The sequence below is a fragment of the Pseudaestuariivita rosea genome (assembly GCF_017592335.1).
Lineage (GTDB): Bacteria > Pseudomonadota > Alphaproteobacteria > Rhodobacterales > Rhodobacteraceae > Parasulfitobacter > Parasulfitobacter rosea.
Genome location: NZ_JACNMP010000015.1, coordinates 82,349 through 91,246, shown reverse-complemented (window position 1 = coordinate 91,246; position 8,898 = coordinate 82,349). Strand labels below are relative to the sequence as shown.

The following is an 8,898-nucleotide window of genomic DNA, read 5'->3' as shown; positions in this document are numbered from 1 at the left end:
TCTCCCGAAGGTCCATCGAAAGTGCCTTACCCACTGCTCGCCCTCCATCTTGTGGTCGGCGACAGTGAATCAGCAAAATAAGCCTATGTGAATCCCCCTTGATTCAGGTCGATTTCATCACGCTCTAGAATGACAGAAAAAGAGGTCCCGGATCAGGTCCGGGACTTCGATGATTTTTGACAAACGGTCAGGTCAGTTCTCGTCGTCTTCCGCGTCGTTCTGATCCGCGATCCAGGCGACTGACACGACTTGTTCATTCTTTGCCGTGTTGAAGACCTTGACGCCACCCGCGCTTCGGGACCGGAACGAAATGCCGTCGATGGGTACGCGGATCGATTGGCCCTGGGACGTGACCAGCATGATCTGATCGTGGATTTCGACGGGGAAGGACGTGACAATCTCGCCTCCGCGCATGGCTTTGTCCATCGCAGCCACGCCCATGCCGCCGCGACCGCGGACGGGGTAGTCATGGCTAGAGCTGAGCTTGCCCGCGCCATTCGTCGTGATCGTCAGGATCAGATCTTCGGCCGCGGACATTTCGGCATAGCGTTCCTGGGGCAGCGCAACATCGGCGACGGCCTCTTCATCGCTTTCGGTCTCGTCGGTCAAACCAGCCACTGCGCGGCGCATTTTCAGATAAGCCGCGCGTTCTTCGGCCGTGGCGGTAAAGTGGCGAATGACCGACATGGACACGACACGGTTGCCATTGGTCAGCTTGATGCCCCGCACGCCCACCGACGCGCGCGAATTGAACACCCGCACATCGGTTGCGGGAAACCGGATCGCGCGGCCTGAGTTCGTGACCAGCATGACATCATCGTCATTCGATGCGATGCGCGCGTTGATCAAAGTGGTCTTTTCATGTTCGCCTTCAAACTTCATCGCGATTTTGCCATTGCTTTTCACATTGGTGAAATCGCTGAGCTTGTTCCTGCGGACGGTGCCGGCGGATGTCGCAAAGACAACCTGCAGATCATCCCATTCCTTTTCATCCCGGTCCACCGGCATGATGGCCGCGATTGAGACGCCCTGCGGGATCGGCAGGATATTCACGATGGCCTTGCCCTTGGACGTGCGTCCGCCCAGGGGCAGGCGCCAGGTCTTGATTTTGTAAACCATCCCATCGGTGGTGAAGAACAAAAGCTGGGTGTGGGTGTTGGCCACGAACAGCGTCGTGACGACGTCTTCTTCCTTGGTCTGCATCCCGCCGACACCCTTGCCGCCGCGGCGTTGGGCGCGGAAATCGGCCAGAGGCGTCCGCTTTATATAGCCGCCCGAGGTGACCGTGACGACCATGTCTTCGCGTTCGATCAGGTCTTCGTCTTCCATGTCGCCGGACCAGTCGACGATTTCAGTGCGACGCGGCACGGCGAATTCTTCGCGGACCTCGCGCAATTCATCCGAGATGATGCCCATGATCCGTTCGCGCGACCGCAAGATGGCCAGATATTCAGTAATCTTGCTGGCCAGTTCTTCCAGTTCATCCGTGACTTCCTTGACCCCCATCGCGGTCAGGCGTTGCAGGCGCAATTCCAGGATCGCGCGGGCCTGAATTTCGGACAGGTTATAGGTGCCGTCGTCATTCACGGTATGGCTGGGATCATCGATCAGCTTGATATAGGGGATGATATCTTTGGCAGGCCAACGGCGTGTCATCAGCTTTTCGCGGGCCTCGGCAGGATCGGCCGAGGCGCGGATGGTCGCCACGATTTCGTCGACGTTCGATACGGCCACGGCCAGACCGCACAGCACATGACTGCGTTCGCGGGCCTTGCGCAGGTTGAAGGCGGTGCGGCGGGCGACGACCTCTTCGCGGAAGGTGATGAAAGCCGTCAGGAACTTGCGCAATGTCAGCTGTTCGGGGCGCCCGCCGTTCAGGGCCAGCATATTGCAGCCAAAGTATGTCTGCATCGGCGTAAAGCGGAACAGTTGGTTCAGCACCACATCCGGCGTCGCATCGCGCTTTAGTTCGACCACCACGCGCACACCGTTGCGATCGGATTCGTCCTGAACGTGGGAAATGCCTTCGATCTTTTTCTCGCGCACCTGTTCGGCGATTTTTTCAATCATCGAGGCTTTGTTCACCTGATAGGGGATTTCGTCCAGTATAATCGCATAGCGATCCTTGCGGATTTCCTCGATCCGGGTTTTGGCGCGCATGATCACGCTACCGCGGCCCTCAAGATAGGCTTTTCGGGCGCCGGATCGGCCCAGCATGATGCCGCCTGTGGGGAAATCCGGGCCGGGGACATAGTCGATCAGATCCTCTGACGTCAAATCGGGGTTTTCGATCAGGGCAAGGGTGGCATCAATCACCTCGCCCAGGTTATGGGGCGGGATGTTGGTGGCCATGCCAACCGCGATGCCTGCGGATCCATTGACCAGCAGGTTCGGAAAACGCGCGGGCAGGACGGTGGGTTCGCGGTCCTTGCCGTCGTAGTTGTCCTGAAAATCGACCGTTTCCTTTTCGATATCGGCCAGAAGGGCGGCGGCGGGCTTGTCCATCCGCACCTCGGTATAGCGCATGGCGGCCGGGTTATCGCCGTCCATTGAGCCGAAGTTGCCCTGGCCATCCAGCAAGGGCAGTGACATGGAAAAATCCTGCGCCATCCGCACCAGCGCGTCGTAAATCGCGCTGTCGCCATGGGGGTGGTACTTCCCCATCACGTCGCCCACGGGACGGGCGGATTTGCGATAGGATTTTTCATGCGTGTTGCCGGTTTCGTGCATTGCATAAAGAATGCGCCGATGCACAGGTTTTAGGCCATCGCGCAAATCCGGGATCGCGCGGCTGACGATGACCGACATGGCGTAATCCAGATAGGATGTGCGCATTTCGTCGATGATCGAAACTGTGGGACCGTCATAGGATGTTGGGCCCGTTGGCCCGTTTTCGTCATTATTTTCAGGGGTTTCCGGGGTGTCGTTCACTATGTCCGCCGTTCTTACTGCTGCACGCTATATTTTGTTGGGTCGGTTATATCAGAGCGCATATGCTGCGTGCAATGGCCCAGATGCGCCGATGTTAGCAGCCAGGCCGTATCGGTGATAACATATTGTTTTCATTGAAATTTAAGAAATGTTGTGGATCATTTTTTCAGCAGTCACGAATAAAGGAGCTGAAATGCGGTCAGAAACTGAGTTGATGTTGCGCGGGTATGGTCTGACGACGGCTGAAATCTTTTACCGGATGCCGGATTATCAGAATGTGTTGAATACCTTTGTCTGGCAGGACTACGATCTGGCGCCGGACCATCCGAAACTGTTCAAATTCATCGAATTCTGGCAGGACAAGATCGAAGGGCCGCTGCATTCGGTGCGGTTTGTACATCGCAAAGAGCTAAGCGATGGGGAATGGCAGAACATAACGGGCGAATTTACCCTTCATTAGTCAAAGGGGCGCGCTGGTCGCGCGCATTGCGCCCGCGCTGACGCGCGATATTTGCGCTGCCCGCGCGGGGGAGTATTTTGGGGAACAATAAAGCGTTATTCGTAGCGCCGTTCAAAGGTGACGGTTTCCCCTGAAGGCAGCTGCATCTGGCGCGCATAGATTTCCTTGCGCAGATCGTCGTCGACAAAACCAGTGACGGTCACGCGGTCACCGGCATTTGCAGGCACCATATTGGGGCCGATGTAGACGCGAATGCTGCCTGTGTTGTCGGACATGCGAAACTCATCCTCGTCCAGCAAGCGGTCGATTGTTCCGGTTACAGTGACATTCGTGTTTCGCTTCAGATCGCCAATGGGCGTTATGTCGGCCAGGGCAGCGGTGGCGAAAAACGCGGGCGCGAGGGCCGCGATAAACAGGTGTTTCATATGAACCTCGTTTCTGTCAGGGGTCAGTCAAGTGCGATCAGGATCAGCAGGATCGCGGTCGCGCCTGCTGTTGCAACGGCCCATCCGGGCACGGTGAGCGTCACGGGGGATTTCAGCCAGGTTTTCACCTTTTCGGCTGTCAGTGCAGTGTCTTTCATTTCAGTACTCCGACTGTTTATATCTTAGTCTTTTAATTTGGTATTGCGGCGGCCAAGTTCAATGAACAGTTGATGAACGGTGCGTTAAATCGCCTATGTCGCAAAAAGGCGCGGTTCGTCGGTGGTGAATTGACTTCCATGGTTGGACAGGGTCAGCATGGTGCCCACAAGACAAGGCGATGACACTTGTCGCATACGGGAGGATCAAATGACCCATTATTTCAAATCGGCTTTGGCCGGTCTTGTTGCTGCAGGCCTTTGCGCGACCGCTGCCATGGCACAGGATGTCACATTGCGCTGTCAACATTTTTTGTCGCCCAAGGGTGCTGTGCCTGCGTTTTTCATTCAGCCCTGGGCCGAGAAGATTGAGGCCGAGTCAGGCGGGCGCATAAAGGTCGAGATTTATCCGTCGATGCAGCTGGGCGGCAAACCGCAAGAGCTGTATAATCAGATCCGTGACGGCGTGATCGACTGCGGTTGGGCCTTGCCCGCCTATACGCCCGGACGCTTCCCCGAGGCCGAGGTGTTTGAACTGCCCTTCATGACATCAATGAGCGCGGAGGCGTCATCGAAGGCCGTATGGGAATTTACCGACAAACACATGCGCGAACGGTTTGGCGATATTCATCTGGTGGCCGCCCATGTCCATGGGCCGGGGATCATTCACAAGACCGGCGACCCGATCATGGAGCTGTCGGATTTTCAGGGGCTGAAGCTGCGCGGCCCTTCGCGCCAGGCCAACGCATTGTTTGAAGCCATGGGCGCGTCGATGATCGGCATGCCGGTGCCCGCCTTCCCCGAGGCGCTGAGCAAGGGTATTGTCGACGGTGGCATTATCCCCTGGGAAATCGTGCCGCCGCTGAAGGTGCATGAACTGGCCGACAGCCATACGCTGGTCAGCGGGGATCGCGCGCTTTATAACACTTTCTTTGTCTGGGGTATGAACAAGGCGAAATACGACAGTCTGCCAGATGATCTGAAGGCCGTGATCGACGCGAATTCGGGGCTTGAGACATCGGCCTGGGCCGGGCGCGCCATGGATCAGGGTGATGATATCGGTGAACAGGTGGTCGCCGAAAGCGGCAACGCAGTCCATACGTTGGATGATGCGGTTATGACCGAGCTGCGCAGTGTAGGCGATGATCTGACGGCGAAGTGGATCGCGGAGGTCACGGCCAAGGGCCTGGACGGTCAGGCGATGGTCGATGATGCCCGTGCGATGGTCGCCAAACATAGCGAAGGGATGTAACACAGGCAGATCGCCCCGGCCACTGCGCCGGGGCCTCTTTTTCAGGACAAGGATATGACTGTTTTGATCGCGGGTGCTGGGATTGCGGGCCTGACAATTGGCCTTTCGCTGCATCAGGTCGGCATTCCGTTCCGTATTTTTGAGGCCGTGCGCCAGATCCGGCCCCTGGGCGTCGGGATCAATCTGCAGCCCCATGCGGTGCGCGAACTGTTCGATCTTGGTCTTGAGCAGGGTCTTGATACGGTCGGGCTGCGCACGGAAGAGGTCGCCTATTTTTCGTCCCACGGTCAGTTGATCTGGCGTGAACCGCGCGGGATGCTGGCGGGTTATCACTGGCCACAGTTTTCGGTGCATCGCGGCGGGCTGCAGATGCTGCTTTATGATGCTGTGCGTCAGCGCTGCGGCGATGTGATCGAAACCGGCCATGCCGTAACCGGTTGGACGCAGACCGATGATGGAGTGACCATCACCCTGACTGACCGCAAGACGGGGCAGGGTCTGGGCACCGCCACGGGCGATGTGCTGGTTGCCGCAGATGGCATTAATTCAAACCTGCGGGCGAAACTTTGCCCCGATGAAGGGCCCGCCCACTGGGGCGGCACGATGATGTGGCGCGGTGTCACGCGTGGGCCCCGGTTTCTGACCGGGCGCAGCGTTACGATGACCGGACGCAAGGACGTGAAATTCGTGGCCTATCCCATTGCGGATGACGGTGATGGGTCGGTGATCAACTGGATTGCCGATCTGACCATGCCGCCTGATTATGACTGGGCCAAACAAGACTGGAACCGAGCGGGTGTGCTGGACGATTTCCTGCCCGCCTTTGCTGATTGGCGCTTTGACTGGCTGGATATTCCGCAGATCATTCGCGGCGCCGATCAGATCTATGAATACCCGATGGTCGATCGCAATCCGCTGGATCAGTGGACCCACGGGCGGATGACTCTGTTGGGTGATGCAGCCCACGCGATGTATCCCATCGGGTCGAACGGGGCCTCGCAGGCTATTCTGGACGCGCGCATCCTGGCGCGGGATATGCGCGATCATGGCGTGACAACCGGCGCCTTGCAGGCCTATGAGGCTGAACGCCGCCCCAAGGTCAAAGCACTTGTGCTGGCCAATCGCGGCGACGGCCCGGACAAGATATTGGACATCGTCCATGACCGCGCCCCCGACGGGTTTGAAGATATCGAACAGATCATGCCGCTTGCCGAACGTCAGGCCTTTGCCGACGGCTATAAACAGGTGGCGGGTATGGACATAAACGCGCTAAACGAACGCGACCCGTTGATCGGGGCCGAATAGGTCAGGGGCAGGAAAGATGGCATTGGCAAAAGCCGCACAAGACCGTGTGGGCAGGGGGATTGAGGCAATCGCACGCTGGTTTGCCTATGCAGGCGGGCTGATCCTGGCGTTTTTGGCCATCATGACGGTCGTTTCCATTCTGGGGCGCGCGATCTTTGAGCAGAACATCCCCGGCGATTATGAGATGATTGAACACGGCTGTGCGTTGGCGGTATTCTTCTTTCTACCGCTCTGTCAGCTTAAGCGGGGGCATGTAACTGTCGATATTCTGGTCGATGCTTTCCCATCGCGGATCAAGGCGTTTTTCGGATTTCTGGGTGATCTGTTGATTGCTATCGCCGCCGTCGTGATCACACGGCAGTTCTGGCTGGGGTTTGGGGAAAAATTCCCATTTGGCAGCGATGGCCTGCGCGATGCGCTTGGCATGGGCTATCGCCCGTTTTTCCCTGAAACCACCTATGAGCTCGAAATCCCCATCTGGTCACTTTACGGCGTCGCCTGGATCGGCGCGTTATTTTTCAGCATTGTCAGTGTCTACACCGTTTGGCGCAGCCTGAACTGGGTGTTGGACGGTAAGGAGCAGCCCGTATGATCGACGTTGCCCTGATCGCCTTTGGTCTGATGCTGCTGGCTATCTTCCTGCGCGTGCCGATTGCGCTGGCCATGGGATTGGTGGGTTTTTTCGGCACGTGGTACGTGATTGGCCACCCGCTGGGGTCCTTGTCGCAGTTGAAAACGCAGGCCTATTCGACCTTTGCATCGCAAAGCCTGGCCATAGTGCCGCTGTTTCTGCTGATGGGGCAACTGGCCACGAAGACGGGAATGAGTGCTGCGTTGTTCAACGCCGCCAGCGATTGGCTGGGGCACCGCAAGGGCGGGGTCGCCATGGCATCCGTCGGGGCCTGCGCGGGGTTCGGCGCGATCTGCGGGTCATCGCTGGCCACCGCATCGACTATGGGGCAGGTGGCCTTGCCCGAAATGCGCAGGCGGGGCTATTCCGACAGCCTCAGCACCGGGGTGCTGGCCGCGGGGGGCACCCTTGGCATACTCATCCCCCCGTCCATCATTCTGGTGATCTACGCCATCCAGGCCGAAACGAATATCGAACATATGTTTGCCGCGGCCCTGCTGCCCGGTCTGGTCGCGGCGGCGGGTTATCTGATCACCGTGGCGATTTATGTGCGGGTTCGCCCAAATGCGGCCACCTCGGCCGACCGCAAACCCTACGGCCAGCGGTTCAAGACCCTGTCCCAAACCTGGCCCGTGATCGCGATTTTCGGGCTGACCATGGGCGGTCTGATCGGCGACTGGAACTGGGTGAAGCCCGGATCACAGGCGCTGTTCACCCCGAACGAGGCCGCGGCCTTTGGCGCCGTTTCCACCGCGCTTTACGGGATACTGACCCGCCGCCTAGCGTGGGCCGCGTTCCTTGAGGCCGTTCTGGAAACCGCCAAAGCCACCGCGATGATCTTTTTCATCCTTCTGGGGGCCACGATTTTCAGCGGGTTCATGGCGCTGACCCGCACGCCCGATTTCCTGGCCGACTGGGTGACGACGCAGGGCTTTGCGCCGCTGATGGTGCTGACGGTGATGCTGCTGTGTTACCTGATCTTCGGCTGCGTGATGGACAGCCTGTCGATGATCCTGCTGACGATCCCGATTTTTCTGCCCATCATCGGTGCGCTGGATTTCGGGCTGGTCACGATGGAAATGCTGCAGAACGAAGCCGCTTGGGAGGCCCTGCAATCGGGCGTCTCCCTGCCGCCTGATCTGGTGAGCAGCGTAGAACAGACGCTCAGGTCCGGCGTCGCCCTGACGCCTGCCCAGCTACAGGCGCTGGACATCAATATAAGCGAAAGACGCCTGGAAACAGCGCAGCGCGACGCGACCCTGATCTGGTTCGGTATTTTGGCGCTGATCGTGGTCGAGGTCGGCCTGATCACACCGCCCGTGGGCATGAACCTGTTCATCATCAACGGGGTCGCGCGGGATATTCCGATCGGCAAAACCTATCGCGGCGTCGCCCCCTTTGTCCTGTCAGACATGGTGCGCGTGGTTCTGCTGGTCTCTTTTCCTGCAATCACCTTATGGTTGGTGAATATATTATTTTAAAAAGCCGGGGTTTGATCCCCGGCTTGTTTTACTTTATATTTTCGCGGCACTGCTTTTGGGTCCGGCGATCAGCCAGATGATAAAGCCAATCAGCGGCACCAATACGATCAGAAGGGTCCAAAGCAGTTTTGCGCCTGTTGATGCGCCTGATGTCAAGACGTTGTAGATTGCATAAATACAAGCAACCAACAGCAGTGCGCCCAGAATTCCATATTCCATGACAAATCTCCTTTATCCGTCGATGTCATCTGTCAACAC

9 protein-coding genes are annotated in these 8,898 nt (G+C 58.0%); 5 read left to right on the top strand and 4 right to left on the bottom strand.

Going from position 1 to position 8,898, the window contains the following annotated elements:
• Window positions 1-192: 192 nt before the first annotated feature.
• Window positions 193-2,931 carry a DNA gyrase subunit A gene (gene gyrA, locus H7848_RS11895; RefSeq protein WP_208351778.1) on the bottom strand — a complete coding sequence of 913 codons (2,739 nt, stop codon included), beginning with the start codon at window positions 2,929-2,931 and terminating at the stop codon, window positions 193-195.
• 193 nt (window positions 2,932-3,124) lie between these two features.
• On the opposite strand from gyrA, the gene H7848_RS11890 reads away from it, so the two are divergent.
• Entirely contained in the window at window positions 3,125-3,391 is a 267-nt protein-coding gene (locus H7848_RS11890; RefSeq protein WP_208351775.1) for an usg protein, read from the top strand.
• Between the two features lie 95 nt (window positions 3,392-3,486).
• Here H7848_RS11890 and H7848_RS11885 read toward each other — a convergent pair whose 3' ends face one another.
• A complete protein-coding gene (locus H7848_RS11885; protein ID WP_208351772.1) occupies window positions 3,487-3,816 on the bottom strand; it encodes a NirD/YgiW/YdeI family stress tolerance protein in 330 nt (109 codons plus the stop codon).
• Window positions 3,817-3,839: 23 nt separating this feature from the next.
• Complete coding sequence (locus tag H7848_RS20195; protein WP_272874400.1) at window positions 3,840-3,974, bottom strand: hypothetical protein; 135 nt, start codon at window positions 3,972-3,974, stop codon at window positions 3,840-3,842.
• A 208-nt stretch (window positions 3,975-4,182) separates the two neighbouring features.
• Here H7848_RS20195 and H7848_RS11880 point away from each other — a divergent pair, with 208 nt between their 5' ends.
• Genes H7848_RS11880 through H7848_RS11865 form a run of 4 tightly spaced genes read left to right on the top strand, consistent with a single transcriptional unit; the run spans window position 4,183 to window position 8,640 of the window.
• Complete coding sequence (locus H7848_RS11880) at window positions 4,183-5,223, top strand: TRAP transporter substrate-binding protein (RefSeq protein ID WP_208351770.1); 1,041 nt, start codon at window positions 4,183-4,185, stop codon at window positions 5,221-5,223.
• A 54-nt stretch (window positions 5,224-5,277) separates the two neighbouring features.
• A complete protein-coding gene (locus H7848_RS11875; RefSeq protein ID WP_208351766.1) occupies window positions 5,278-6,528 on the top strand; it encodes a flavin-dependent oxidoreductase in 1,251 nt (416 codons plus the stop codon).
• A 16-nt stretch (window positions 6,529-6,544) separates the two neighbouring features.
• Complete coding sequence (locus tag H7848_RS11870) at window positions 6,545-7,120, top strand: TRAP transporter small permease (RefSeq protein ID WP_208351764.1); 576 nt, start codon at window positions 6,545-6,547, stop codon at window positions 7,118-7,120.
• Window positions 7,117-8,640 carry a TRAP transporter large permease gene (locus tag H7848_RS11865; protein ID WP_208351762.1) on the top strand — a complete coding sequence of 508 codons (1,524 nt, stop codon included), beginning with the start codon at window positions 7,117-7,119 and terminating at the stop codon, window positions 8,638-8,640. Before H7848_RS11870 ends, H7848_RS11865 begins: the two co-directional genes overlap by 4 nt.
• Before the next feature lie 33 nt (window positions 8,641-8,673).
• Here the strand turns inward: H7848_RS11865 and H7848_RS11860 are convergent, their stop codons facing one another.
• Window positions 8,674-8,859 (bottom strand): PLD nuclease N-terminal domain-containing protein, encoded by a 186-nt coding sequence (locus tag H7848_RS11860; RefSeq protein WP_208351759.1) that lies wholly within the window; start codon window positions 8,857-8,859, stop codon window positions 8,674-8,676.
• Between the last annotated feature and the right edge of the window lie 39 nt (window positions 8,860-8,898).